We start from the raw sequence: 24,981 nt of genomic DNA on the forward strand, positions 1-24,981 counted from the left end.
ATAGAGCGGTATGAAAGATATCCAGATAAAAAAGTCGGCCGAAGTTTATGATGTGGTCATCATAGGTTCGGGCGCGGGTGGTGGCATGTCCGGTTATGTGCTGGCTCATGCAGGTATCAAGGTATTGATGCTGGAGGCGGGACCATTCTTTGATCCGGCCAAAGATTCGCAGCAATTAAAATGGCCCTATGAATCGTTAAGACGCGGCGGCAACGCCACCCGGCCCATGGGCGATTTCGACGCGGCCTATGGCGGCTGGGAAATAGATGGTGAACCTTATACCCAAAAAGGAGATACTGATTTTAAATGGTTCAGGGCAAAAATGCTGGGCGGCCGTACCAACCACTGGGCACGCATATCTTTAAGAATGAGCCCTAAAGATTTTAAGTGCAATAGCAGTTTTGGCGTAGGCGACGACTGGCCAATCACTTATGAAGATATTAAGCCTTACTATGATAAGGTTGACCGGCTGATTGGGGTATATGGTTCCATGGAAGGTATGGAGAACGATCCGGATGGTATTTTTTTGCCGGCGCCAAAACCCCGGCTAAATGAACTATTTGTAAAAAAAGCCGCCACCGGGCTGGGTATTAAAGTAATTGCCGGCCGGGGATCGGTACTTACCGCGCCGTTACCGGGCAATAAGGATAGGGGAGCCTGTTTTTTTTGCGGGCAATGTAACCGCAGCTGTAAAATATATGGCGATTTTTCGGCTTCGTCATGTTTGGTGATCCCAGCCATGAAAACCGGTAACCTCACCGTATTTACCAATGCCGTGGCGCGCGAAATACTGACCGGCAGCGACGGACTGGCAAACGGCGTATCCTACATCAATAAGGATGATATGCAAGAGTATACGGTAAAAGCAAAAATAGTGATCCTGGCGGCTGGCACTTGTGAATCAGCGCGGATCCTCCTTAATTCTAAATCGGCACAACATCCCAACGGTTTGGCCAACAGCAGCAATGTGGTGGGCAAATACCTGCATGATTCTACCCAGGGCGGTGCTGCTGCTATCTTGCCGCAATTACTCAATCGCAAGCGTTTTAACGAGGATGGTGTTGGCAGTCTGCACCTGTACGCGCCCTGGTGGGGCGATCATAAAAAGCTGGATTTTGCACGTGGCTATCACCTGGAAATATTTGGCGGCATGATGATGCCATCATACGGGGGATATTTGGGTTTTGAAGGTACACTGGTGCCCTATATTAACGGGTATTTGCCCGGGCCCGATGGGAAAATGAAACCTGGCGGTGGTTTTGGCAAATCATTAAAGGAAGATTACCGCCGTTTTTATGGCACGATGGCCGGCGTGGGCTGTCATGGCACTGATATCGCCAAGGAAGATAATTATTGTGAAATAGATAATACCGTTGTTGACAAATATGGTATCCCGGTATTGCGCTTTAATTACAAATGGGGCGAACAAGAAATAAACCAGGCCAAACATATGCAGCAAACCACGCAGGAAATTATAAAAGCAATGGGCGGCATCCCCCTGGGACAACCGGCCGGTGCCGACAAAAATTATGGTTTGGATAAGCCGGGCAAGGGTATCCATGAGGTTGGAACGGTACGTATGGGCGATAAAGCTAACAAGTCTGCATTAAACAAATGGTGCCAGGCACATGACTGCCGGAACCTTTTTGTAGTTGATGGCGCGGTGTTTACGCAGCAATCCGAGAAAAATCCAACCTGGACCATTCTGGCGCTTTCTATGCGTACCGCGGAGTATATTATCGATCAAAAAAGAAAACTAAACAGCTGATTATGAACAGAAGAGAAAGTTTAAAAGCCATTGGTTTATCGGTTTCAACAGTGGTACTGCTGGATGCTTGTAAAACAACTCCCGAAGTAAAAACAAAAGATAGTAAGCCAACAGCAGAACCCGGTAAACAAGATTACGAAGTGGCCAGGGACAAACACCTGCAGACCGAAAAGTTTTTTACCGCGCATGAACTAGCCACGATCACCGTACTGGCCGATATCATTATCCCAAGGGATGAACATAGCGGCAGTGCTTCGGACGCTAAAGTGACCGATTTTATTGAGTTTATCGTAAAGGACGAACCCGAACATGCCCTGCCTATGCGTGGCGGCCTGCGTTGGTTGGATGTAAAGTGTTTAAATATATACGGTAATGAGTTTAAAAGCAGTACACCACAACAGCAGGAAGCCATAATTAGTGAAATTGCTTACCCCGCACAGGCAAAACCGAATATGCTGCCAGGTGTCACTTTTTTCAACAAAATGCGTGAACTTACTGCAATTGGTTTTTTTACCAGCAAAATAGGTATTGCCGATCTCGGGTATAAGGGAAACTCGCCCGGTAAGTGGGAGGGTGTGCCGGCGGGTGTTTTAAAGCAATATGGGTTGGAAGGGGTTTAAATTTCATGCAGCGAATTTCTGCGAAGGCGGAATGTAACCCCTTATTGGAAATAACCGGATTTTATTACACCACCAGCTTCTGTTTGGTGTCATTAAGACAGCCTCAATTTGCCTGATTACAAAACGATGACCTGAAAACATGCCATGCTGTCCAAATTTTAAATGGTCGGTATTTTGATAAACAAAGACATGGACTCATATTCAGAAACAATTATACAGGCCATTGAGAAAGTAAGTTCGGCAGTAGTCAAGATCGAAAAATATATTTACAATAGGGACAAACTGGTGCCGTCCGGAACAGGCTCCGGCTTCCTGTTTTCTTCGGATGGTTATCTCTTTACCAATAGTCATGTGATAACCAAAGCGAGGCAACTCAAAGTTATTTTTGAAGATGGCCGGTCATTTTTGGCAGAGCTTGTAGGGGAAGATCCATTAACCGACCTGGCGATTTTAAAGATTGATGCCGATGATTACACCCCGGCAAAATTGGGCGACTCAGATATGCTGAGAGTTGGCCAAATGGTGATTGCCATAGGAAACCCCTTAGGATTTCAGTATACGGTTACCGCAGGGGTGGTTAGCGCGCTGGGGCGTTCACTTCAGGGTGTAAGTGGGGCAACGATGGATGGCATGATCCAAACGGATGCTGCGTTAAATCCTGGAAATTCTGGTGGGCCGCTTGTTAACAGCGATGGCGAAATCATAGGCGTTAATACCGCTATTATTAATGGGGCCCAGGGTTTGTGTTTCGCTATCAGTATTAATACAGCCAAATCCGTCGCAAATCAGCTCATTCGATTCGGCAAGGTGAAAAGAGCTTACATCGGTGCCAGTTTACAGCAAATTGAACTTGTTCCAAAACTGCGAAGTTTTCATGGGTTGAAAAACAAACAGGCACTTTTTGTAACTCAGGTTGAAAGAAATAGCCCGGCGATGAAAGCAGGTCTTTTAAGTGGTGATATTATTTACGCGTTTAATGATCGTTTGACTGAAACTTCTGACCAGTTGTTTAAAGTACTTTCCGAAGACAAGATCGGGCAATTTCAATATATGAATATCATCAGAGGAAGTCAAAATCTGGAATTAAGGATTACACCAATGGAAAGGGGCGACTAAATAAGTTACCAGGCAACTTACCTATGTAATTGCCGTTTCTTAAGGTAACTCAATAGCTCTTTTGGCCTGTCGGTCTGAATGATAGTTGCACCGTGAGCAATCAGCCAGTCCCAGCTGTCCTTTGTATTTCCCAAATCAACAGCCGTATCATCATCATGCCCTGCATTCAGGCTTGCCCACAAAGAATTAATCCATATTTTGGATCCGTTATTTTTAATGAACCCATAATCAGATAAAATAGCCGAGGTATCTGTTTTAAAATTAAGTTCAAATGCTACCGGCTTGATATGTTGCTGATAGTCTTTAATAATTTGCCGTGCATCAGGTTTATCCAGGTCAACAACGGCCATAAAGGTGATACTGTCTACAACTTTAGGGTACCTGTTCTTCAGCGCTTCATAAACTGCATCTGTTTTAAAAATGGCTTGTTTTAAAGTACCCGTATTTTTCAGTATCTGGTAAGCCTCATCGTAGTAGTTATAACTCTTATCCAGGTTAATCAGCACCTTACCTTTAGCCAGCAGCATTACCTCTTGCAATGTAGGTATGGTATGAGCGGTAACCCTGCCTAAACCATTTTTTAGATGGAACTGTTTTAACTCACTCCAGGTATAATCGCCCGGTTTCCCTTTACCATCGGTGGTCCTGTCGATAGTTTGATCATGCATAATTACAATTACACCATCTTTGGTTTTATTTAGGTCCAGTTCAATAATATCAGCACCCATCGCTATGGCATTTTTGAATGCCTGTAATGAATTTTCCGGGGCATTGCGCCAGTCGCCCCGGTGTGCAGTAACCATGATCTGCTTATCCGAAGGGTTGTGTAACTGATTAACCAGGCTATCTATCCGGGTTGTTTTTTGCGCGCTTACCGTTTGGCTAAACAGTGTTAAAATAAACGCAATGCCGATGTTATAATTTGTCTTCATGTTCTTTTATTAAAAATTAGCGGGCTTTATTTACTGCATAAAGCCCAAAATGTTCATTATGCTGGTGATAGCGCTTGCGCGGCCCTGACAGGTATGGTAGGGAAGAGGCAGTTATCGGGAGTTGTTGTCGGTAGCGGTGAACAACCACGGCGAAAGCACCCACGTTGTCATTTTGCATTAAAGTATGCAGCGCTTCGTCATACAAATTCTCCATTTCAGCAAAAATAGGGTTCGCAGGTTAATTTCTTATTAATTCGAAAATTTGTTTTATGGTTACATTTTACACCCATTTATGGAGGTTTAGTTACCACTTATTGTTACCATATTGTGCCAGTAATGGTAAAGTATGTGTAGTTTTTTTTCATAATATTGTACCATAATTCTACGCTAAATGCCTTAATACTAATTTTTTACGCCATGGCTTCATTTTCAGAAAATTTGATCTTGCGCGGACTGAAATCTGGAGAACCTTCAAGGCGTAATTTTGAAAAGGAGCTTTATAAAACATTTTTCTATTTAATAAAAGAAGCGGAAAAAAAGTATGGCATTCCTGATGAGGACGCTGCAAGTATATACTCCGATACCATTCTGGCTGTTATTAAAAATATAATCTCGGGGAAATTTGAAGGGCGCTCTTCCCTTAAAACATACATCTATCAAATATTTTCTAATAAATGTGTTGACCTTTTGCGAAAAAAAACGACAAATAAGGGGAGGTTAGAAGATACCATACCTTATGATAGTTTGGTTTATGAGTTGCCGGATGAAACAAGAAACATTATCCAAAAGCTTATTGCAAAAGATGAAAGACAGCAAATAATTGAAAAATTAGAGGAAATAGGTAATAAATGCAAGGAGTTGCTGCTCTTGTTTGAAGATGGGTACAACGATAAAGAAATTGCCGGATATATGAAGTATCAGTCGGCCGATGTAGTTAAAACAACACGGTTACGCTGTTTGGAAAAATTGAAATTGAAATTTACAAGAACCCAACACCAAAATGAATAATTCATTGCACTATATTGATGATTATTTCACCGGAGCACTGAACGATGATGAAAAAAAAGCATTTGAGCAAAGATGCCTTAATGACCAGGACTTCGCAAAGGAGGTTGCGGGATATATCAGTATTCGTGACGGGTTAAACGTGCACGTACAACAGCAAAAACGAGAAGAATTTGCAAGGCTATACCAGGAGTTATCTGCTGCCCCGACCAAACCAGCTAAGATTATTAACCTTAAACAGATAGCCTTTTTGGCAGCTGCCTGCATTCTGTTGATCATTGGCTGGTTTGCATTTTTAAAATCTCCTGACCCTCAAAAAATCGCTGATAAATATATAGCTGCAAATTTAACTACACTTGGGTTAAACATGGGAGGGGCTGATTCGCTGCAAGCAGGAATATCTGCCTATAATTCAAAATCGTACCCCTTAGCAGAGCGATTGTTTATGCCGCTTACAAATAAACCGGGAATGGCTCCCGAGGCTATTAAATACCTCGGGCTAACCCACCTTGCTATGAAGCGGTATGATGATGCTTTGAAAAATTTTGATGAATTATCAGCAATGCCTTTATATACCAATCCAGGGCAGTTTTATAAAGCGCTTACCCTCATGGTACGGTCACAGGGCTCAGATATTCAACAAGCAAAAGAAATACTACGGAAAATAATTAATGAAAATTTATATGGCAATCAGGAAGCCAGGAACTGGCTAAAACAAATTAAAAATTAGGCCCCATGGAAACCAATCAGAAAAAATCACAGCACTTGTTTACGCGTATTGCTATCCCCTGCAAACCAAATTACAGCCTTTTGGAGAAAACCTATCGCAAAAACCAACTTATTGTAACTTTTGGAAAAATTCCATCAGATGAAGAAGTTAAAGAAGTAAAAGGTTATTTTAATAAAATGGGTATTAAAAAGATTAAAAAAGTTAAATGCAATTGTAATATGCCCGTACAATTGTGGCTTGCAAAGGATATTCATACCATAGTAAGTGGAAATGGCGTTAAAGCAGGTACAGGCCCCGGTACCAAAACTGTAGGCGAAAGTTACTCGCTAAATTTTTTAAGTAAAATTCCGCGCCATCATTGGGGGCAGTCCAAGCATTATCCATATAAAAATTCTGAATGCCCTCCTGCCAAAGAAGAGATAATAACTATTGCTGTTCTTGATACGGGTATTGATCTATCTATTGTAGATGGGGGTTATATCAGTAATAATTATCAAAACAAACCTGGATATGAATGTTTCGGCGATGCTGTAAATGGCTGGAACTTTGTTGATGATAACGCGAATATAAAAGATGATAACCCTGGTCTTCACGGAAGCCTGGTAACTCAATTCATCATCAATCAGTTTAAAAACTCAACTAAATCAGTTAAGATCATTCCGCTAAAAACCCATGACCGTAACGGAAAGGGCGATCTGTTTAAAATATTTTGCGCCATTTATTATGCAATAGCAAAGGGGGCGAAAATTATTAATGCCAGTTGGGGGTTTTATCATTATGAAGAAGCTCCTGTAAAACAACTTAATGCCTTAATTGCAACCTTAAAGGATGAGGGTATTTTATTTGTTACTGCTGCAGGTAATCAGAGCGATGCCGACGATAAAATTGCAAGAGGAATTTTTGCGCAACAAGGTATCAATCCTTCCCCTTTTCAACTTCGTAACCTGGCCATACACCACTTTTTGCCGGCTAATCTTAGCAAATCTGCGGAAAATCTGATCACTGCTACTACAAGTAATGGTGAAGTGGTTGCTGCTACAGAAAATCACTCTAATGTTTTTGTTGATCTTGGGGTATTAGCAGATAAATCTGAAAAAGGGGATTTATTATTTGAAGTTCCGTTTAACCTAAATGGGGCTGTTGAGTATGTTAGAGGTTCGTCTTTTGCAACTGCTATTGCTACCGGCATAATTGGCGCCAATTGCGATACGAAGCTTTATACCAGAAAAACGATAAACAAACAATCATTTATCAAAAACCTTTTTGATTTTTCCGAAAATGCCCGGGGAGTTGCTTTATGCAAAAAATTTGCGGCATTAGAACAGGAGCTCATTAAAGACGGCGTGTGTGTGCAAAAGCACCCCGATATATAAAAAAGTCCATTATGAAAGCCTTGTGGAGAATTGCTGTTTGGTTATGCATGTTGGTTTTCCAGATAACCATATGCCATGCGCAATGTCTTTCTGATGATAGCATCCGCCAGGAGATCAGTATCATTAAAAATGATCAGAGCGATAATTATTTAAAAATACACAAGCTTACAACACTGCGGATCTCCTATTTAAAGTGCCATCAAAAAACTGGCGCAGTATATGCAGAAATCATGCACCGGTTGGGTGATTATTACGCCCAAACCGGAAATTTGGAATTGGGGATAGCGTACACAGTTGCTGCAGTAAACATTAATGAACATACCGGCATTAAGAAGCCTTTTTTATGTAATAGCTATTATAATCTGGGGATATTTTATTTACAATTAAACCTGATCCATCAATCAAATGATTGTTTTAACCGTTGCATAACAACTGGCAGGAACTTTCCCGAAAAATACTTTATTACAGGGATGGCCCATACGCAATTGGCATATGCCTTTTTTAAAGCTGGTGACTATCAACAGGCAAAAGAAATTTCATCTAAAGGGATGTTTTTCTCAAATGCCGCTAAAGATACGGTGGAGGGAGGGGCCCTGTGGGTGCAAAAGGCGCAGGCCGAGATTGAGCTTGGTGATTTTAAAAGTGCCCAACAAAGTATTATTATGGCATTATCAATGCTTAAAGGGAAAGCCACTATTCAGCTTGCTTCAGCTTATTCTACCTATGCTAATTTTCTCAACGCTACCGGCAAGCATCAGGCAAGCCTGGTTTATTACCTAAAAGCCTTTCTTTTAAATAAAAAACTTCAAAACTTTAATCAATGTGCAAATGATCAAAATGATTTGGGGAATGTTTATGGCAAAGATCTGAAGCAGGAAGCTAATGCAAGGAAATGCTTTACCCTGGGGCTGCAATTAGCCAGCAAGTATAAAAACAGTTACCAAATGGTGGGATTTTATGAAAACATAGGCGTTAGCTATTGGAGACAGGGCGATTATAAACAGGCTTTAACATTTTATCAGAAAGGGTTAAATGCTCTTCCAATAAAATTTAAAGATACGGCGGTTATCAGTAATCCTACAATAGGGATGTTAAGCCAGGTATCCAATGATTACTACGTAAGTACATTACTTGCTGATAAAGCAGAAAGTCTGCTTGCCTCGCATAAAAAGAAATCAGATAAAAATTTGTTAAAAGCTGCCCTGCAAACTTTTACCCTGGCCGACAGATCTGTAGATATGATGCGCTGGAAACAGTACGGAGAACTTTCCAAACTGCTTTGGCGCAGCCAAACCAGGCAAATGTATGAGAATGCCATAGAAGTTTGTTACCTACTTAATGATATTGAAAAAGCATTTTATTTTTTTGAAAAAAGCAGGTCTGTTTTACTAAATGATCAACTGAGCTACTCATCAGGAACACAGTTCATTCCGGATGAAAAGCTGAAAAAGAAATTACAGGCGAAAATGGATAGCCTTAACAAACAATTGATATCACTAAATAGTGATGAGCTTGTTAAGAGGTTAAAAACAGAATGGTTGTCTGTTCACCAGGAGTGGGAAGATGAGCAAAACCAGCTTAAAGCAAAACTGTCTGAAAGCACCATGCTTCCCGATAGCTCATTCTGGTCAGTTAAAAAGGTACAACAGCAGCTCTTGAATAATAAACAGTCGCTGGTAGAATATTTTAATAATAACGCTGTGGTTTATGCTTTATTAATAACGCCCGTTAAAGCGCAGATATATAAAATATCTTATGCTGATTATTTTCATGATAGCAGTGAATTTTTAAAATACTGCTCAAATGCAGGCCTGCTTAATCAGCATTATGACCATTACACAAATTTGGCCCGCAAATTATATCAAAACCTTTTTGAGCCTTTGCAAATTAAAACTCAAAGGGTTATTATTTCGCCTGGAGATCATTTTATCTCTTTTGATGCCCTGCTTGACGATCCGCATTCAGACGATAGCTTCCTGGTCAAAAAGTATTCATTCAGTTATGTTTATTCCATGCGGGTATTAATGAATCATCGCCGGAGCACTACTGATCAAAAGATTGTTTTTTTAGGAATTGCTCCTGAAAATTATGCTTCGCCTACCCACCTGCAAAGTTTAACAGGTTCTGTTGCCTCTCTTAAGCGCATAGGAGCCAGGTTCAAGGCCTCTTTATTGTTAAATGGCGAGAATGCTAAAAGAAGCCAGTTACTTGCCAAGTTGCCTCAATCTCAAATTGCACAAATATACTCACATGCCGCGGCAGACAGTACCACACGCGATCCGTTGCTTTATTTGGCCGATTCGGTTGTTTTGATGAGTGATATACAAAAGTTAAAATGCCGGGGTACGGGTATGGTAGTACTTTCGGCCTGTAACACGGGGGTAGGCTATATGGCAGTTGGTGAGGGCTTGTTTAGCCTTGCCAGGGGATTTCGTTTAGCGGGTATTCCAAGTACGGTAACTAATTTATGGCAGGCTGATAACCAGGCCACTTATGAGTTAACAGAAAGCTTTTATAATTACCTTAGGATAGGGTTACCCAAGGATGTGTCTTTAAGATTAGCCAAACTCGACTATTTAAAAAGTGATCAATCCCATTTATTACCTTATTACTGGGGGGCTACCATAATTTTAGGCGATAGCTCAGCCGTAATCACCCCTTTAAGTCAGGGTTCGCTTAATTTCATTCAGTTATTTATCCCTTCCATAATGGTGGTCGCTTTGCTTGGTTGTCTTTATGTACTTGTGTTTGAGCAAAAGAAACCTGTGAAATAAGCAAAATTATTGCTTGTAATCTTCGCGAATCCATTAAAAAAGTGTAAAACATGTTTCTTATTGTGTTCCAATTTTCGACTAATGAAGTAGTCAGACCAATTAACAAATTGTTAACACATTAATTAACTCATCATGAAAAATCTAATTTATTCCCCAGCTTTATTATGCGTTATTTTATTGATTGCATCTTGTAGAAAAAATGAGGCAATACAACCCAGAAATGGCTTAAACAAAACAGATTCTGTTTCATCAGTAGGCCAACCTACACAACGCAATTGCGACTCTGCTCAAATAATACATTATGTTTTAAGCAATTCAACAGGCATTAATTCATTTGTGATTACATTTTCAGGGCCGCAAGATTATACTTTTAGTTTTCCGGCAAAAGGAAGTAAAACAGTAGCACTCAAATCAGGCACCTATTATGTGCAGATACCTCCTACAGGCGATTATTCAGCTCATAGCTTTTCCTTACGCGGTAGGCCATATGTAAAAGCACCAGGCGCCAGGTATGAGAATGTAAAGGTAAATCCTTGTTCTGTAGAACTGCAAGCCGAAATAAATTAATTATTAAATTGCAAAAATCCCCTCTGAAAACACAGAGGGGATTTTTGCATTAAGGGTGTTTAGTTAGATAAAAGTGAGATGATAAGGAAGGTTATAATTAAAGTAAAAAATTAATTAATGCGCAATTGTTACTAAATTAGTTTCACTTCTATGGATGTTACCCTTGTACGTATTTTAACCTCTCTCATAGCCGGAATAGCGATTATTGTATTGCTTACCGCAAAATTTAGGGTGCATGCCTTCTTTGCACTAATCATAGCTTGTTTTTTAGTTGGTTTGGGAGTTGGGATGACTTTCAATGATGTGCTGACAACGATTAAAGAAGGTTTTGGCAATATTTTGAAATCATTGGGTTTGCTGATAGTTTTGGGCACTACACTCGGTGCTATACTGGAGCATACTGGTAGTACAAGAGTAATGGCCAATGCTATATTAAAAATTGTTGGCGAAAAGTATGCGGCGCTGGCCATGAGCTTAACCGGATTTATAGTAGGCTTACCTATTTTTTGTGATTCGGGCTATATTGTTTTGAGCGGGTTAAACAAGTCTTTGGCAAAAAGTACGGGTATCTCTTTGATTATCATGAGCACTTCACTGGCTACGGGTTTATATGCGGTTCACTGTATGATCCCGCCACATCCGGGTGCCGCGGCGGCAGCGGGTATCATCGGTGTTGATTTTGGTAAGCTCATGCTTACAGGAATTTTGATCGCTATTCCGGCAATGATTTCCGGATACCTTTGGTCAAAATACGCAGGTAAGAAAATTCCCGTACAGGTTATAGATGAACCAGAGCTTATAAGCGGAAATCAGCAGCTGCCATCGGTTATTAAAGCGTTTATGCCGGTGGTTGTTCCCATAATTTTAATAGCGGTAAAATCATTTTTTGTAGTGGAACCGGGTGCTGCCGGTAAGTGGATAAATTTATTACTTATACCTGGTGATCCCGTAATTGCACTGGCAATAGGCGTATTGCTTGCTTTTAATACCATGTCATCGTGGAAAAAAGACATCCTTGCTCCATTACTGCAGGAAGGTGCAGAAAAAGCCGGAGGAATTTTAGTGATTATTGGGGCAGGTGGCGCCTTCGGAGCGGTTTTGGCAGCTACAAAACTCGGGACACATTTAAGTGAAGCATTACCCCTGGCCACCCTCGGGATACTATTCCCATTTTTATTAACCTGTATACTTAAAACGGCACAAGGGTCTTCCACCGTAGCTATTATTACCGCGGCTTCTATCATACTTCCATTACTGCACGCACTTGGTCTTAATACCGACAAAGGTCATTTACTTTGTGTTTTATCAATGGGCGCCGGATCAATGATGATCTCGCACGCTAATGACGCTTATTTTTGGGTGATCGCGAAATTTTCCGGCCTCGAAATGAAAACCATGTTAAAAGTATATTCCCTGGCAACGGTATGCATGGGCTTAACCGCTTTAGCTATGGTTTATATTGTTTCCTTTTTAATATAGTCTTATGCATATCCTTATAGCACCCAATGCCTTTAAAAATAGTTTGTCTGCTTATGATGCAGCGCAAGCCATTCAAAAGGGGATAAAACTAAGTACACTGAAATGCACTACAGAGTGTTTTCCGATAGCTGACGGCGGCGATGGAACAGCCAGCCTGATCATTAAGCAGCTGCAGGGTAAAACAGTACCTGTAACAGTTCATGATCCGTTAGGCAGACTTATCCAAACTTCATTCGGTTTAATTGAAAACGGGCGTACCGCTGTGATTGAAATGGCGGATGCATCGGGTTTAAGATTGTTAAAGCATGATGAGCTCAATCCTCTTTCGGCTACTTCATACGGCACTGGCGAGATGATCAAAACGGCGCTTGACGCCGGGGTAAATAAAGTCATCATAGCCATGGGCGGTTCGGCAACGGTTGATGGAGGTACAGGTATTTTAAAAGCGCTTGGTGCCCGGTTCCTGAACGAAGCAGGGCATGAGCTAATCAACTTACCCGCAAGCCTGACCGACCTTGCGCGGATAGATATTTCAAATATGGATAAGCGCTTGCCTGATTGCGAAATCACCGTACTTTGTGATGTGGATAATATGCTGTTGGGAAGCAGGGGAGCAGCCGCTGTTTTTGGTCCGCAGAAAGGGGCAGATGCCGATGCGGTTGGAAAATTGGAAGCAGGGCTTTCCAGGTTCAATGATATCACTCTCCGGGAAACCGGGAAAGATATATCCACAATAAAATACGGAGGTACTGCCGGGGGGGCATCCGCCGGGGTATATGCTTATTTAAATGCCAGCCTGGTAAATGGAATTGATAATTTCATGGAGCTTACCGGATTTAACGAAGCTTTGAACAGAAGTACACTGGTGATCACCGGAGAAGGAAGTATAGATGAACAAACCCTTCAGGGGAAAGGGCCTTTCGGGGTAGCTAACCTTGCGAAACTAAAAGGTATACCTGTTATAGGGCTGGCCGGCAAAGTACCAGCTAAGCCAAATGAGCAGCTTAACCAGTACTTTGATGTGCTTTTGGCCATAGGGAACGAACCCTCGGATATTTCGACAGCGCTTAACCGTACCGGGCAAAATCTGATACGTGTGTCAAAAGGGATAGCTGATATGCTCCGGATTGGATAGGGAAGGAAAGTCAGGTTTACCCGGGAAATCATTGTCATAAAAAAAGAACGCCTTTTTCTGTGACGTTCTTTCATATCTATAAGCCGAACAATGGCACGGCCTCCTTTAAAGGTATTTTTAGAGGAAGTTTGATAAGATTAAGATATTACTGCACAATAATAAAGAATTCATAGTTTTGCCGAAATGGTTAATGGATTGAAGGATTTGTTAACATTGCCCGGTAGGATGTTTGGCGACGGATCACCGGGCTTTTTATTTACTTAAAATTTAAATGCAACGCTCGCCGTAAAATTGACCGGGCGCTGCGGGTTAACCGACCAGTAACCGATGTAATATTTTTCGTTGGTGATGTTGTTAGCATTAAATGTAAAACGGTAACGGTCGGCATTATAAAATAAGCTGGCGTTTAGCAACGTATAGCTGGGCAGGTCAAATACACCAACTACGCTGTTATCAACCACTTTATAAACACCAGCATAGTTTCCGCCAAGGCCAAAACCAAAGTCCTTTAGTGAGCCACGGGTAAATTTGTAGGTCGCCCATAAGTTAGCCAGGTCCTGCGGTCCTTGCCCTCCGGGTGCCCGGCCCTGTTCTGTATAAAAGTCGGTTCCGTTGCTTGACGTATTCACGATATTGTTATGGCTGTACCCAGCGATCAGGTTGAACCCAGGGGCCGGGTTGGCATTCAGGTCCAGCTCAAATCCTTTACTTTTTACTGCCCCGCGCTGGTCGGCGTCATTGATATTGCCTACGAGCGGTGTTACCCTGTTAGCCACTTTAATGTTATAATAAGAAATTGTGGCTGATAATTTATCTGAGAATAAGTTGGTCTTTATACCAAATTCCAGCTGATTGGCATGCTCGGGTTTAAATGATTTAACACGAGGGTTGCTGCCATCCTCATCAGTTACCTGTTGCGGAGCTACGTTTAAAAACGAATTCATATAGTTGGCAAAAAGCGATACCTTATCTAAAACAGGCTGATAAACCAAACCGAATTTTGGTGATAGTGCGAACTGATTGAAATTGTCTGAAGGGTCCGCTTTTTCACCTTTTGATACAAAATAATCTGCCCTTAAGCTTGCCATTACCGATAATTCGGGAGTAATGTTGATCACATCGGATGCGTACGCGCTGTAGGAGCTATTGCTTACATTACTTTTGCTTTCGCCGGTGCCGGCTAATAAACTATCAACTGAGTTTTGGGTCGTGTATACCGGATGAGCGGGATCTGCATAGCTTATTGCTCCCTGCGGGGTAACATATCGCATAAACCCGTAACCGGTGCCATTATCTATGATATTTCTGTTAAAATAATCAAGCCCGATCAGTAAACGGTTTCTTAAACCGCCGATCTTGAAATCGCCATTGAAATTTTGCTGAATGTCGGTGGTATTGCTGGTTTGATTTTCTTTGTGGATGTACTGTTCAAATTCGTTACTTCCCGCCTCGTTGCCAAATATGTAGCCATAATAACCTTTGGACTGTGCCGAACCTCTTGAAATAACAGTTTGCGAGGTCCATTGATCGGATATTTTATACTGCATTTGTCCCTGCAAATTGTAGCGCGGGTTTTTGATCGACAGGTCATTGCTGGTGAATGACTGGTTATTATCCAGATTAAGATCTTTTATTGTTTTAAAAGTAAGTGGGTCTACCCGGTTTGTATGGAAAAATACCGGTGCTACGGCTCTGTCTTCCTGTAAAATCTCGGCCATGAAATTAAAGGTCAGCTTATCATTAGCGTGGTAAACCAATGAAGGCGCAAAAAAGAATGTCTTTTTATAACCGGCGTCCTGAAAGCTGTTTTCTGAGGAATAGGCGGTATTAACGCGTAAAGCAACCTTTTCTGTTTTGCTGAGGGGCGTGTTTACATCAGCGGAGATCCTGTTGAGACCAAAACTGCCGATATTATAAGTGATCTCGCCTCCTGTAGTAAAGTAGGGCTTTTTGGTTACAACGTTGATGATGCCACCGTAACCTACAAAGTTGGCGCCGAAAAGGGTTCCCGAAGGACCTTTCAATACTTGTATTTCTTCTATATCGGCCGGGTCGAGGTCGCCGTTAGTAAAGCCCGGAAAGCCGTTGTACAGGGAAGGTTGTGCCTCAAATCCCCGTAATGCGAAGTAGGAGGCACCGTCACCGGCTCGGCCTGTTGATTCCCAGGTTCTGGAAATGCCGGGAACGTTACGCATCGCGTCATCAAAATTGGTAATACCCTGCTGCTTGATTATCTCCGAAGAAACGGTGGTGTAAACCTGCGGGTTCTCCAGCTTTTTTAAAGGCATTTTAGCTACTATAGCATTTACCTTATTGGAGTTTCTCGCGGATATGGTAACCTCATTTAATTGTGCTGTATTTTCTTTCAGTACAAAGTTAATGGTTAGTTTTTCGCCTTGCTTTACTTCAACCCGCTGTTCCTGTTTTTCAAGGCCAATTAGTGAGGCTATTAAAAGGTATTGTCCAACCTTCACATTTCGCAGCTGGTAATTCCCTTTCTGATCGGTGAGGGCGCCCTTGCTGCTCCCTTGAATTGCGATGCTTACAGACTCGGCCGGGCTGCCGTCGGCTGTTTTTACAGAACCGGTGATCGTACCGGTTTGCGCGAATGTTATACCCGCCAATAACAGGAATAGTAGGGTTAGGTAAACTTTTTTGAGGGTAAAAGAAGTAAAGTTATTACTGCATACTGAATAGTTCATTATTATGAAATGGATTAATGTGTTTAAGGATTTGTTAACAGTTGCCTGGTGGGATGTTTTGGCGACGGATCACCGGGCTTTTTTTAGAAGAGCTTTCAGGACGGGCCGTATTTTTTCATGGCGAAGCGTTATAGGTGAGCTGCAAAGTAAATTATTATTTAGAATAAATCCAAATAAAAATAAGGTTCATTGCAATTTGAGATAATAGGGGCTATTGCTGTTTTAAGCATCAGCATTATCAAAAGGAAAAGGGGAGAATTTTTTCTCCCCTTTATTTATGCCTAAAAGTTTGGCTGACCTTAGTCATTATACAGTGCCGGACTACAGGTATTTGTGTTTTTTAATACTTTATGTGTTATAAGGAAAGGTCACAAGGCTGTAATCCAGTGACCAATTACTGGCTGGCCATGATAATAAAATAGGAGTTGAGTAATACGTAAACAGACAGCAGAACCCAGGCACCCATTCTGTCAAACTTTTTAGCTTGTTCAATTTTCTCTTGCTTAACAAGTTTCAGGGTATAGGATGTGGATATGATAATGGTTAGTATGAACAACAGCGTAATTCCATGTAGGGTATCCACTAAAGTGAAGGTGGTAGAATCAGGCAGTGATGAATCTACGATATATTTATTACCAATTACCGCGAAAAGTGATCCTACACTTAGCCCAAAGCGTGAATCGATACTGTCTGTATGGATATAGAAGCACATGTAGGCGATAAAGAAGGCTATATACATGCCCAGAAACATTTTCCAGAACAGCCCCATGGCATCCCTGTTGATCACAATTTTGACCTTAAAGTTACTGTAATCAGTATGGGGCTTCTTCAGGCTCTCATCCCCGAAGGCGGTTTCGTAGGCTTTGATCCCGGTGGAGATATCAAGGCTATCGATGCGCCATCCCCTGAGTGTAAAACGCGGGTCGAAATGTTTGCCCAGCGTATCGGCGGCGAAAATCAGCGATTTGGAATCGAATTGTGAATTTTCAATGGAGAAACGCAGCTTTTGCCGGTCAAACGGGAAGTTGTCAATTGCCCATGAATCCTTCATTACGCATTGCAGTTTCATCAGTAGGTAAACTCTGCTCCCGGATGTATCAATTGTTGAAAAGGATCTGGAAACGGATTTTGCCTGTGGTACTTCCAGATTTTGCAAAAAGTCAAAATCTTTGTTCTTGTATTTTAACCAAAGCCAAAGATTAACGGTGTATTCCTTATCCTTAAAATTGATATCATGAATACTGGTGATATAGATTCCGCTTAGCACCGTATCCGGATGTGCAGGTTGAGCTTGCGCCCCTGCAGTTATGAATAAGGTAAAAAAAATTATATATAGCAGGTTCTTCAAATTAGGTGCTGATTAGCGTAGTTGTAAAATAAATAAACTTTGTCATGTAATTCTCAATTTGATAAAAATACTTAAAATAAGTGAGTTGCAGCGGTGCTTATAATAATCATCCCGCTTTTATAAAAAGCTATTCGCCACGGCAACCAGATGGGGGAGTTTCATCTTTTAGGGAAATAATAAATTTTTATCTATAAATTTAGTAGCAGACAAATACAGACGATTTTCAAATAACGCCACATGACCAGGCCGTCGTCATTGGTTGAAATGAATAGAGCTGACAAACACTTAAACTAAACAAAAGGCAGAAATATGAAGTATTTCATTTTTTTTATTTTCTTTACTTCGATTAACGCCAGTGCGCAACAAGTGGATATTATACTGATAGGTGCTTCCCATAACTATAGCAAGTACCCTACACAGGATTTTTCCGGCATTTATAATAAAATCAAAAAATTCGAACCTAATGCTTTTTTTGGCGAGTTCTTGAGTAAGGAAGATGAGCGACTTGTGACGGATTATTGGTGTAAACAGGACAATATCAAACGGCTAAAAATGCTGATGAACAATCGAAGTATAGCAGTAGCGATGCTTCCTAAGACAATTGACAGTTTAAAAAAACTATCCCTATCAAAACCCAAAGACTATCGGGTAAAAACTGATTTAGCCCATGCCTATTATCTTAATCAAGATGTTGCAAACGGCCACTATCAATTCTGGCAAGTTTTCAATAACCTTCAGCAAACACCTGATGCTAAACTTGAAAACTATGTTAATAAATTACTTAGTCCTCAATTGGATACAACAGGGCGAAGTATGAAAAGACTGAAAACCTCTGAATATGCACTTATAGCATTTCCAATGATGCAGGAAATGGGAATTCACGAATTGCTTTCTATGGATTGTCAAGATTACGATTTGAATTGGGGAGCAGCCTGGGCAGCATTCGATGCAAAATTCAATTTATTTAGAAAAGATACCACTGCGTCTTTTAGAAAAGAATTGAAGTCGAATTTGACTAAGATCAATAATGGTTCTGAAAAATATCAAAGTATTGAAAAATCTTCAAAAACTGTAACGGAATGGTTAAACACGGACGAGGCATCTGCCATTTCTGCCTCAGACGATTTTTATTTGCCAGAGATGTATGATATGAAGAACTTTCCTAAAGAAGAAATGCTTTCAAAAATACATTGGTGGATAATGAGAAATAAGGGAATGTGTGACAATGTTGTAAATAGAGCGAGAATGGCAGGGGCGGAAAAAGTGGTCGTTATTGTCGGGGCCAGTCATACAAAATATATGCAAGACATTTTCAAAAGTATGCCAAATGTAAGGATAAGAAATATCAATGAATTTAAATAGATATTCAGCCTATGGTTGGTGATGACACTATAGGTGTTCGGAAGATTGTAATTGCAGTATATATTCCCTCCCTTGGGAGGGGTGCCGTGGATTGTGAAATGGCAGGGAGGGGTTTATACGTGCGATTAAACCTGTAATGTTCAATAAACCCCTACCTCCCCCTTCCCCAAGGAAGGAATCGCACTAGGCCCAAGCTTTCTTTTTATTTCTTCCGAACACCTATAGTGATAACACTAACCATAGGCTGAATACTCAGGAGAAGGGTTCAATATGGATAAGTACATCTTTTATTGAAAGGGTACTTTCTAATAATTTATCCTTGACTAAATGTGCTATACGGTGCCCCTCGGCAACAGATAAATTCTGGTCAACCTGGATATGGAGGTCAACAAAATAATCAAAGCCCATTTTTCTTACATAGCACTTTTCTATAAATTTAACTTCTTTAACTTCGGCCGCCAATTCTCTAACCTGATCTACGATTTCACCAGATGGTGCTGTATCCATGATTTCTGCTAAACCAGGGCGTAAAAGCTGGATCGCGTTATAAAAGACAATTCCCGATGCCAAAAGTGCTGCCCAATCATCGGCTCCTTCATAACCTTTACCAGCTATTAATGCGATAACAATTCCAATAAAAGCAGCGATAGATGTAATGGCATCGCTCCGGTGATGATATGCATCGGCTTTTACAGCATTACTGCCTATTTGATTTGCTATATTCAGTACATATCTAAACATACCCTCTTTGATAATAATAACTCCTAACAGGATATACAAAGTGAACCGTTTGGGCATATCATGCGGAGTTCTTACAAATTCGATAGCGTGCCAGGCAATCCAGACAGCAGCGCCCATCAGGAAAAAAGAAATAATGATAGATACGATTGGCTCCGCTTTTCCATGCCCGTAGGGGTGTTCCCGGTCTGCCGGTTTCATAGCAATTTTTAACCCGATCCATAATAAGGTAGAACTGAATACATCCGCACCTGTTTCCGTTGCATCCGCAATTAAGGCATATGAATGCCCTAAATGGCCCGCAATAGCTTTCATGAAAATCAGGGCGATACTGATCCCTATACCTATTTGGGTAGTTCGGATCGCTTTTACTGATGGGTGGACGTCAATTGCAGCCATTACTGAATTAGTTATAAAATTTAAGCGGCAAAGGTAAAAGCTTATCAAGTAATAATACTATTAATTGCTAAATTCAAATAGACTTTCTTCATCTTTATATCGGACTTTTGGTATAAATAATTATTTAGATTTACTGCATGAAGAAAAGAACCGGGTACTTCAGTTTTACACTGCTTGTTCTCTTAACGAGCTATCAGTATTTATTTGCACAGGTAAAGAAAGAATCGCCTGCAACCATCACTGTAAATTTAAAAAAAGAAGCTGGGGAAATAAGTCCTGTTTGGGCCTGGTTTGGGCATGATGAGCCAAACTATACCTATATGAAGGATGGAAAGAAATTGCTTTCGGAATTAGCTGCTTTAAGCCCTGTTCCTGTTAACATGCGCGTACACAACCTGCTAAATACGGGTAATGGCGAGGCTGCTTTAAAATGGGGCTCCACCAATGCTTATACTGAAGATGCTCAGGGTAAGCCTGTTTATGACTGGCACCTGGTTGACAGCATATTTGATACCTACATTAAATTGGGTATGAAACCCTATGCCCAGATTGGGTTTATGCCCGAAGTGCTGTCTACCAACCCAGAACCTTACCGGCATCACTGGCAGCCGGGTCGCGACTATAATGAAGTTTATACCGGCTGGGCCTATCCACCTAAAGATTATAATAAATGGGAAGAACTGGTTTACCAATGGGTAAAACATGAGGTGGGCAGATATGGAAAAAAAGAAGTGGAAAGCTGGTACTGGGAGGTGTGGAACGAACCCAACATAGGGTACTGGAAAGGTACAATGCCTGAGTTTTTTAAATTGTATGATTACGCGGCTCATGGTGTAAAAAGGGCATTGCCCACGGCTAAGGTAGGGGGACCGGAAGTGGCGGGTGGTTCCAGCCCCGGCGGTATGAAGTTTTTGAGAGCCTTTATTGAACATTGTATAACCGGTACCAATTATGTAACAGGTAAAACTGGCTCCCCGCTTGATGTGATCTCGTTTCATGCCAAAGGTCAGCCATCTGTTGAAGACGGGCACGTCCGGATGAATATGGCCCCGCAATTGCGTGATATCAGGGAAGGATTTAAAATTGTGGCTTCTTACCCACAGGTCAAAAATATACCGATAGTTATCGGCGAATCTGATCCCGAAGGCTGTGCTGCCTGCGGAATGGCAACCAATCCATCAAATGCTTACCGCAATGGAACCATGTATTCCAGTTACACTGCGGCCTCATTTGCCCGGGAATACTTGCTGGCAGATTCATTGAAGGTAAATTTTATGGGCGCAGTTTCCTGGTCGTTTGAATTTGAAAATCAACCCTGGTTCTATGGCTTTCGTGATCTGGCAACCAATGGGGTAGACAAGCCAGTGCTAAACGTGTTTCGCATGTTTGGTATGATGAAAGGTAAAAGGGTAGAAGTAAAAGGTAGCCAGATGTTTACAGTTAAATCTGTTGCAGATTCAAGTGTCAGAGGTGCTTATACCGATATTGGCGGATTGGCCGCTAAAGATAAAAGGGGAGTTACCCTGATGGTTTGGAATTATCATGATGATGACCTGCAAGGTGCAGATGCACCTGTGAAAATAAACATCAACGATTTACCTGCTAAAACGGTAACATTTACCCAGTACCGCATTGATAAGCAGTACAGTAATTCATACGAGTCCTGGAAAAAAATGGGTTCGCCTCAAAACCCAACTACAGCACAAATTCAGGAGCTTGAAAAGGCGGGGCAATTACAAATGACAGGTAAGCCAGAAAAGATGCTGGTTAAATCGGGCGTGTTACAAACCGAAATAGCATTGCCGCGCCAGGGTGTTTCTTTATTAAAGCTGGATTGGTAAAATAAGACATTTTTAGAATCCACCTCCATCTGATTTTAATACATGGGATACCTATGTCCTTTTGTTGGCCTTTGATAATACCTTTCCATAACTGTCAAAGGTGTTGCCGGTAGAAAGAAATAATTCGTTATTCAGTTCAACTTTTAATGCTTCCGGAAGATGTACAGGAACAGATAGCCTGTACATGAACACTGTGTTCACCAGGGTATTTACTTTACTGGGGATGAACAAAAAATGTATATAAATGTGTAGTAAACTGTGAATAGAATATACTATCTAACGCGTAAAAGTTAGATATATTTAACACATTAAATTGTGTTATTGATAATGGTGTCTATTAAAGCAATTACAATTTATGCATTAAAATTAATGTTTTGTCGAAAAATTAATTATTTGAAATCTTAATTTTCTTTCATGCTTTTTAACTCATTAAACTTTGCATTTTTTTTACCGGTAATTTTTATTTTATACTGGTTATTAAATAAACAAAGTCTCCGTATCCAAAACATTCTGCTTTTAGTTGCCAGCTATTACTTTTATTCATGCTGGGATTACAGATTTCTTTTTCTTCTTATTTTTTCAACCTTACTTGATTATTTCACCGGCATTAAAATGGCGGAAGCAAGCACCCCTCGGAGTAAAAAAGGTTGGTTTTGGTTAAGTGTGTTGGTTAATCTGGGCTTTTTGGGTGTATTCAAATATTACAATTTCTTCGGGCAATCATTTGTTGATATGTTTAGTCACCTTGGCGTGCACCTGCAACTTTCAACAATTAATGTGATTTTGCCGGTAGGTATTTCTTTTTATACTTTTCATGGTTTATCATATGTTATTGATATTTACAAAGACCGCATTAAACCTGAAAGAAATTTTATTGATTATTCATTATTTGTAAGCTTTTTTCCGCTTTTGGTGGCCGGGCCAATTGAACGGGCAACCCATCTGTTACCACAATTAAAGAAAAAGAGATATTTTGATTATAGTAAAGCAATTGATGGTTTAAGGCAAATTTTATGGGGACTGTTTAAAAAAGTTGTAATTGCCGATAATTGCGCCGAATACGCTAACCTGATTTTTAATCATTCCTCTAATTACTCAGGAAGTTCATTAGTGCTTGGCGCTTTGTTATTTGCTTTTCAAATTTATTGTGATTTTTCTGGTTACTCAGATATAGCCATAGGTACCGCGAAGTTATTTGGTATTGATTTGTTAAGAAATTTTGCCTTTCCGTACTTTTCAAGAGATATAGCTGAGTTTTGGAGGAGATGGCACATTTCATTATCAAGCTGGTTTAAAGATTACCTGTATATTCCCTTAGGTGGTAGTAAAGGCGGCCTATGGATGCGGGTTAGAAATACATTTATAATTTTTATAGTGAGCGGATTTTGGCACGGAGCAAACTGGACATTTGTAATATGGGGCGCGCTAAATGCACTTTTTATAATGCCCTCTATAATTTTCAAAACCAACAGGAGCAACTTAGAAATAGCAGCAAAAGGTAAGTCCCTTCCTTCTCTGCGGGAGCTTTTTGATATTCTGCTAACCTTCTCTTTAACTCTAATAGCATGGATATTTTTCCGCTCGGCAAGTGTAGGGCAAGCGCTACAAATAATAGGCGGTATATTTTCTAAAGACTTATTTAAGATGCCTCAAACGTCACCCCGACCTGTAATTCTGGTTATAATCATTTTATTCGTGATTATTGAATGGATTGGGAGGGAAGGAAGGTATGCTATTGAAAATGTAGGAATAAGATGGACACCAGTTTTAAGGTGGAGTTTTTATTCATTCATTATAGTTTGCATAGGTATGTATATGCAAACGAGCGGGTCAGATTTTATTTATTTTCAATTTTAGTTATGAAACGATTTACAGTTAGACTATGCTTATTTATAGCGTTTGCCAGCGTTTTTTATATCATAACGATATTAATATTTGGAACATTAATTCCCTCGTCGCTTGCTAAAAACTTTGATGATTTTGGGGGATTGGGCTTTACCAGCAGGAGGATGAGTGAGGCGGCAAAGGTAAATGGAGTTGATGTAATAATTATAGGATCATCACATGCTTACAGGGGTTATGACCCGAGGATATTTAAAAAGGAAGGATTAAGTGTTTTTAATCTTGGCTCAAGTTCTCAATCGCCATTACAAACAAAATACCTGGTAGAAAAGTATATTAAAAATTTAAAACCAAAATTTGTTATTGTTGACATATATCCCATTTTATTTGGTGTGGATGGCTTAGAATCGCAAATAGATTTGATATCAAGTGGATTAATGGATAAGGATATCGTGAAAATGTCGTTCGAAATTAATAACATCAGGCTTTATAACAGTTTAATATTTGGCGCATTTAATAATACGTTCCATTTAAGAAAGCAAAAGAAATTAGACAAAAAAGGAGATACCTATATTCCCGGAGGATATGTGCAATCATATGAAAGTTTGAAATTTAAGAAGGTAAGATTTACTCAAAAAATTAGTGTATCTGCTTTACAGTTAGGCGCATTTAAAAAAATGCTGGCTGAGTTGCGGCACAGAAACATTAAATACATCATAGTGCAGGCGCCTTTTTCAAAATCGAACTATAATTCCTATACAAATAATGATGAAATTGACAGGTTGTTTTCTGGTTTGGGTGAGTATTATAATTTCAATAAAATATTGAATTTACCTGATAATATGTACTATGATGATAGTCATTTAAATCAGTTTGGAGTTAATATATATAATGCCAAACTAATTGATACGCTAAAGAGATCTGGTATTTTAAATACCGTGGCTGGACTTAAACCCACCGATTGTGTAACGAACTACCAGGCTCTAAATGACAAGTAGTACCATGCTATTGCAAGTGGGGGTCTGACTTATTTAGCTCGCTGTTCATGAAATAAAGAAAGCCCGGATCTGAGTTGTTAACTCTGATCCGGGCTTTCTCTTAATCGGTTCGGTTAATTCTATATTGCAATATTTTCGACTACTGGAAAATTGTGCAGTTTATTATAGTACGCAAAATCCTTGTGGTTTATTTCCTTTTGGGGCAGGGATTTAAAATAATCCAGGGTGATCTTCAGCCCTTCGCTTCTGGCA

20 protein-coding genes are annotated in these 24,981 nt (G+C 40.5%); 14 read left to right on the forward strand and 6 right to left on the reverse strand.

The window, feature by feature from the left end; all coding sequences use genetic code 11:
• Positions 1–10 precede the first annotated feature (10 nt).
• The 3 genes from M2273_RS20075 (at position 11) to M2273_RS20085 (ending at position 3,504) form a co-directional block, all read left to right on the forward strand.
• On the forward strand, positions 11–1,768 hold the full coding sequence (locus tag M2273_RS20075) for a GMC family oxidoreductase (protein WP_429399549.1): 1,758 nt from the start codon (positions 11–13) through the stop codon (positions 1,766–1,768).
• Positions 1,769–1,770: 2 nt separating this feature from the next.
• Positions 1,771–2,388 (forward strand): gluconate 2-dehydrogenase subunit 3 family protein, encoded by a 618-nt coding sequence (locus tag M2273_RS20080; RefSeq protein WP_429399550.1) that lies wholly within the window; start codon positions 1,771–1,773, stop codon positions 2,386–2,388.
• 189 nt (positions 2,389–2,577) lie between these two features.
• Positions 2,578–3,504 carry a S1C family serine protease gene (locus M2273_RS20085; RefSeq protein WP_429399551.1) on the forward strand — a complete coding sequence of 309 codons (927 nt, stop codon included), beginning with the start codon at positions 2,578–2,580 and terminating at the stop codon, positions 3,502–3,504.
• Positions 3,505–3,521: 17 nt separating this feature from the next.
• Here the strand turns inward: M2273_RS20085 and M2273_RS20090 are convergent, their stop codons facing one another.
• Both M2273_RS20090 and M2273_RS20095 read right to left on the reverse strand, forming a co-directional pair.
• Positions 3,522–4,436 carry a glycerophosphodiester phosphodiesterase family protein gene (locus tag M2273_RS20090; RefSeq protein WP_429399552.1) on the reverse strand — a complete coding sequence of 305 codons (915 nt, stop codon included), beginning with the start codon at positions 4,434–4,436 and terminating at the stop codon, positions 3,522–3,524.
• 16 nt (positions 4,437–4,452) lie between these two features.
• A complete protein-coding gene (locus M2273_RS20095; RefSeq protein WP_429399553.1) occupies positions 4,453–4,650 on the reverse strand; it encodes a hypothetical protein in 198 nt (65 codons plus the stop codon).
• Positions 4,651–4,853: 203 nt separating this feature from the next.
• On the opposite strand from M2273_RS20095, the gene M2273_RS20100 reads away from it, so the two are divergent.
• The 7 genes from M2273_RS20100 to M2273_RS20130 all read left to right on the forward strand — a co-directional run bounded on the left by M2273_RS20100 (position 4,854) and on the right by M2273_RS20130 (position 13,499).
• Positions 4,854–5,444 carry an RNA polymerase sigma factor gene (locus tag M2273_RS20100; protein ID WP_429399554.1) on the forward strand — a complete coding sequence of 197 codons (591 nt, stop codon included), beginning with the start codon at positions 4,854–4,856 and terminating at the stop codon, positions 5,442–5,444.
• A complete protein-coding gene (locus tag M2273_RS20105; RefSeq protein WP_429399555.1) occupies positions 5,437–6,171 on the forward strand; it encodes a tetratricopeptide repeat protein in 735 nt (244 codons plus the stop codon). The genes M2273_RS20100 and M2273_RS20105 overlap by 8 nt, the downstream gene beginning before the upstream one ends.
• Positions 6,172–6,176: 5 nt before the next feature.
• The gene (locus tag M2273_RS20110) at positions 6,177–7,544 is read left to right on the forward strand and encodes a S8 family serine peptidase (RefSeq protein WP_429399556.1); all 1,368 of its coding nucleotides are present in this window, start codon (positions 6,177–6,179) and stop codon (positions 7,542–7,544) included.
• An 11-nt stretch (positions 7,545–7,555) separates the two neighbouring features.
• Positions 7,556–10,318: a CHAT domain-containing protein gene (locus tag M2273_RS20115; protein WP_429399557.1), complete on the forward strand. Its 2,763-nt coding sequence runs from the start codon at positions 7,556–7,558 to the stop codon at positions 10,316–10,318.
• A 132-nt stretch (positions 10,319–10,450) separates the two neighbouring features.
• Entirely contained in the window at positions 10,451–10,885 is a 435-nt protein-coding gene (locus tag M2273_RS20120; protein ID WP_429399558.1) for a hypothetical protein, read from the forward strand.
• A gap of 150 nt (positions 10,886–11,035) precedes the next feature.
• Complete coding sequence (locus M2273_RS20125; protein WP_429399559.1) at positions 11,036–12,364, forward strand: GntP family permease; 1,329 nt, start codon at positions 11,036–11,038, stop codon at positions 12,362–12,364.
• A 4-nt stretch (positions 12,365–12,368) separates the two neighbouring features.
• The gene (locus tag M2273_RS20130; RefSeq protein WP_429399560.1) at positions 12,369–13,499 is read left to right on the forward strand and encodes a glycerate kinase; all 1,131 of its coding nucleotides are present in this window, start codon (positions 12,369–12,371) and stop codon (positions 13,497–13,499) included.
• A 260-nt stretch (positions 13,500–13,759) separates the two neighbouring features.
• On the opposite strand, the gene M2273_RS20135 is transcribed toward M2273_RS20130, so the two are convergent.
• Both M2273_RS20135 and M2273_RS20140 read right to left on the reverse strand, forming a co-directional pair.
• Complete coding sequence (locus tag M2273_RS20135; protein WP_429399561.1) at positions 13,760–16,201, reverse strand: TonB-dependent receptor domain-containing protein; 2,442 nt, start codon at positions 16,199–16,201, stop codon at positions 13,760–13,762.
• 394 nt (positions 16,202–16,595) lie between these two features.
• Positions 16,596–17,549, reverse strand: a complete 954-nt coding sequence (locus M2273_RS20140) for a hypothetical protein (protein ID WP_429399562.1) — start codon at positions 17,547–17,549, stop codon at positions 16,596–16,598.
• A 309-nt stretch (positions 17,550–17,858) separates the two neighbouring features.
• Here M2273_RS20140 and M2273_RS20145 point away from each other — a divergent pair, with 309 nt between their 5' ends.
• Positions 17,859–18,911, forward strand: a complete 1,053-nt coding sequence (locus M2273_RS20145; protein ID WP_429399563.1) for a DUF5694 domain-containing protein — start codon at positions 17,859–17,861, stop codon at positions 18,909–18,911.
• A 252-nt stretch (positions 18,912–19,163) separates the two neighbouring features.
• Here M2273_RS20145 and M2273_RS20150 read toward each other — a convergent pair whose 3' ends face one another.
• A complete protein-coding gene (locus tag M2273_RS20150) occupies positions 19,164–20,048 on the reverse strand; it encodes a cation diffusion facilitator family transporter (RefSeq protein ID WP_429399564.1) in 885 nt (294 codons plus the stop codon).
• Between the two features lie 137 nt (positions 20,049–20,185).
• On the opposite strand from M2273_RS20150, the gene M2273_RS20155 reads away from it, so the two are divergent.
• Entirely contained in the window at positions 20,186–21,889 is a 1,704-nt protein-coding gene (locus tag M2273_RS20155; RefSeq protein ID WP_429399565.1) for a GH39 family glycosyl hydrolase, read from the forward strand.
• A gap of 51 nt (positions 21,890–21,940) precedes the next feature.
• On the opposite strand, the gene M2273_RS20160 is transcribed toward M2273_RS20155, so the two are convergent.
• Positions 21,941–22,120 carry a hypothetical protein gene (locus M2273_RS20160; protein WP_429399566.1) on the reverse strand — a complete coding sequence of 60 codons (180 nt, stop codon included), beginning with the start codon at positions 22,118–22,120 and terminating at the stop codon, positions 21,941–21,943.
• A 381-nt stretch (positions 22,121–22,501) separates the two neighbouring features.
• Between M2273_RS20160 and M2273_RS20165 the strand changes: the two genes are divergently transcribed.
• Positions 22,502–23,746, forward strand: coding sequence for an MBOAT family O-acyltransferase (locus M2273_RS20165; protein ID WP_429399567.1), 1,245 nt, complete (start codon positions 22,502–22,504; stop codon positions 23,744–23,746).
• A 2-nt stretch (positions 23,747–23,748) separates the two neighbouring features.
• Entirely contained in the window at positions 23,749–24,729 is a 981-nt protein-coding gene (locus M2273_RS20170; RefSeq protein ID WP_429399568.1) for a hypothetical protein, read from the forward strand.
• Positions 24,730–24,981: the final 252 nt, after the last annotated feature.

The sequence above is a fragment of the Mucilaginibacter lappiensis genome, assembly GCF_050433765.1.
Classification (GTDB): domain Bacteria; phylum Bacteroidota; class Bacteroidia; order Sphingobacteriales; family Sphingobacteriaceae; genus Mucilaginibacter; species Mucilaginibacter lappiensis_A.

Coding starts and splice junctions, on each gene's coding strand:
- M2273_RS20075 (WP_429399549.1), top strand. CDS start 11: ATGAAAGATATCCAGATAAAAAAGTCGGCCGAAGTTTATGATGTGGTC.
- M2273_RS20080 (WP_429399550.1), top strand. CDS start 1,771: ATGAACAGAAGAGAAAGTTTAAAAGCCATTGGTTTATCGGTTTCAACA.
- M2273_RS20085 (WP_429399551.1), top strand. CDS start 2,578: ATGGACTCATATTCAGAAACAATTATACAGGCCATTGAGAAAGTAAGT.
- M2273_RS20090 (WP_429399552.1), bottom strand. CDS start 4,436: ATGAAGACAAATTATAACATCGGCATTGCGTTTATTTTAACACTGTTT.
- M2273_RS20095 (WP_429399553.1), bottom strand. CDS start 4,650: ATGGAGAATTTGTATGACGAAGCGCTGCATACTTTAATGCAAAATGAC.
- M2273_RS20100 (WP_429399554.1), top strand. CDS start 4,854: ATGGCTTCATTTTCAGAAAATTTGATCTTGCGCGGACTGAAATCTGGA.
- M2273_RS20105 (WP_429399555.1), top strand. CDS start 5,437: ATGAATAATTCATTGCACTATATTGATGATTATTTCACCGGAGCACTG.
- M2273_RS20110 (WP_429399556.1), top strand. CDS start 6,177: ATGGAAACCAATCAGAAAAAATCACAGCACTTGTTTACGCGTATTGCT.
- M2273_RS20115 (WP_429399557.1), top strand. CDS start 7,556: ATGAAAGCCTTGTGGAGAATTGCTGTTTGGTTATGCATGTTGGTTTTC.
- M2273_RS20120 (WP_429399558.1), top strand. CDS start 10,451: ATGAAAAATCTAATTTATTCCCCAGCTTTATTATGCGTTATTTTATTG.
- M2273_RS20125 (WP_429399559.1), top strand. CDS start 11,036: ATGGATGTTACCCTTGTACGTATTTTAACCTCTCTCATAGCCGGAATA.
- M2273_RS20130 (WP_429399560.1), top strand. CDS start 12,369: ATGCATATCCTTATAGCACCCAATGCCTTTAAAAATAGTTTGTCTGCT.
- M2273_RS20135 (WP_429399561.1), bottom strand. CDS start 16,201: ATGAACTATTCAGTATGCAGTAATAACTTTACTTCTTTTACCCTCAAA.
- M2273_RS20145 (WP_429399563.1), top strand. CDS start 17,859: ATGAAGTATTTCATTTTTTTTATTTTCTTTACTTCGATTAACGCCAGT.
- M2273_RS20150 (WP_429399564.1), bottom strand. CDS start 20,048: ATGGCTGCAATTGACGTCCACCCATCAGTAAAAGCGATCCGAACTACC.
- M2273_RS20155 (WP_429399565.1), top strand. CDS start 20,186: ATGAAGAAAAGAACCGGGTACTTCAGTTTTACACTGCTTGTTCTCTTA.
- M2273_RS20165 (WP_429399567.1), top strand. CDS start 22,502: ATGGCGGAAGCAAGCACCCCTCGGAGTAAAAAAGGTTGGTTTTGGTTA.
- M2273_RS20170 (WP_429399568.1), top strand. CDS start 23,749: ATGAAACGATTTACAGTTAGACTATGCTTATTTATAGCGTTTGCCAGC.